Here is a 1,611-nt window from a genome sequence, read left to right on the forward strand (position 1 = left end):
CTCAACTTTCGGGGTTGCGGCTTGCTGAGCAACTATTTACGATCTTTGACATAATTCCTGGTTCAAGCCGAAGAACTCGATAGCTGCCCCGAATACTTCGGAAATCATGGCGGTGAATATCTGCTCTGCGTATTGTCCCGCTCTGCGCAGCTTGTCTACTGCGAGCTCAAGAATACGTTTCAGTGCGGCCATGAAGTCCAGATCCCTCATTTCCTCGCAACAAGCTCTGAACAATGAGCCAAAGGTTCTGGGGTCATCCTGGCGTCTTTGTTCCAGGGACAGGAACATGTACCTGGCCATCACGATGGAAGTGTGAGCGACCTGACTGTCAAAGTCCCTCGATTGTATGCCCTTTTCCAGACCAAGGTGCTGCTTGCACATCTTGAAGAAGACCTCGATGTCCCAACGCTTTCCGTAGATGCGAACAACTTCCTCGTCCGGCAAATCGATATCCGTGGTCAAAATGGCCAACCAGTCTTTATTATGTCGATCTCTGACAAAAACAATTTTGGCTTGTCCACCATATTTCATTTCGACCCGGGCACTGGCTAATATTTTGGCCCTGCCTGGGCGTTTTTTAATCTGGCGATAGATATCATCCACCGAACATTGTCTACCACGAAATGTGTAATGTATATTGGGTGTTCTTTTGATCATGCATATAACATGGATGTGCTGGCGTAGGCTCTTGATTATGCTTGGCATTGCGAACCAACTATCCATAAGCACATATTCTGCTTTAATTCCAAAGTTCAGGATTCTCTTGACCATGGGCTCTAAAAGTTCAGTAGACTTGCCTACAGCTTCCAAGCGTCTTTTGTATCCCGAAGATCTTTTGTCCACTTCCTTTTTTATGCCCTGTATCTGGTTATTTGGATTTGCAGAGGACATTATGGCAAAATCCAATGGCAAGGTGCTTGCTCCGTCAGACCAACATACGGAAAGGAATCTGAATCCTTTAAAGTATCTTTTTTCGCTGTGATCATAGATCCTTGCCAGGAGTTCAACAGCTTTTGATCTTGGCCGCTTCAGGCTTGAGTCGTCTATGATCAGGACTTTTTCTCTATTTTTGTTGGTCAGTTCTTCATAAAGTGATGTAATCTTTGCAGCCAAAAGCAAACAAAATTTTCTCCAGTTGAATTTTTCTGATTTCAGAAAATCATATACGACGTCTTTACCGTATGGAGTTTGATTGTTGTTTACTACACCATGAAAGATGTCAAGCCCAAGAAATGGTAATGAAAACAAAGTAAAAAATATATTTTTTGCGGAAATTCCTTTTTCTTTGCGTATTCCAGATCTATTAAGAATTGTTGCCAAATTGAATTCAGAGCAAAACTTTTTGAGCCGATTTGAATACTGTGTTTCGTCTTGACCGTCGAATTGAAAATAGTTAATTTGCATTTGATCCTTTCTCCTGTTTTGTATTGTTACCGTGAAGAAGTTACATTCTAAACAGTGAGAAAGGATCTTTCAAGCAAAAACCCTCTTAATTTTCAACATATTGACATTTAGTCAGACTGTAACAGCAACCCCGAAAGTTGAGTTATTCGCCTATAACCTGAATCCGATCCCTATCCCGATTCCGACACCGAATGAAAACCATTACCG

The 1,611-nt window shown here is 42.1% G+C and carries 1 protein-coding gene; it reads right to left on the bottom strand.

Annotation, left to right across the window (positions count from 1 at the left end; translation table 11 throughout):
* Nucleotides 1–36: 36 nt before the first annotated feature.
* A complete protein-coding gene (locus tag GY33_RS0118725) occupies nt 37–1,404 on the bottom strand; it encodes an IS4 family transposase (RefSeq protein WP_031388786.1) in 1,368 nt (455 codons plus the stop codon).
* Between the last annotated feature and the right edge of the window lie 207 nt (nt 1,405–1,611).

The sequence above is a fragment of the Desulfonatronum thiodismutans genome (genome assembly GCF_000717475.1).
Taxonomy (GTDB): Bacteria; Desulfobacterota; Desulfovibrionia; order Desulfovibrionales; family Desulfonatronaceae; genus Desulfonatronum; species Desulfonatronum thiodismutans.

What these genes read in the sequence shown, in the direction of transcription:
- GY33_RS0118725 (WP_031388786.1), bottom strand. Translation starts at nt 1,404, where the DNA reads ATGCAAATTAACTATTTTCAATTCGACGGTCAAGACGAAACACAGTAT.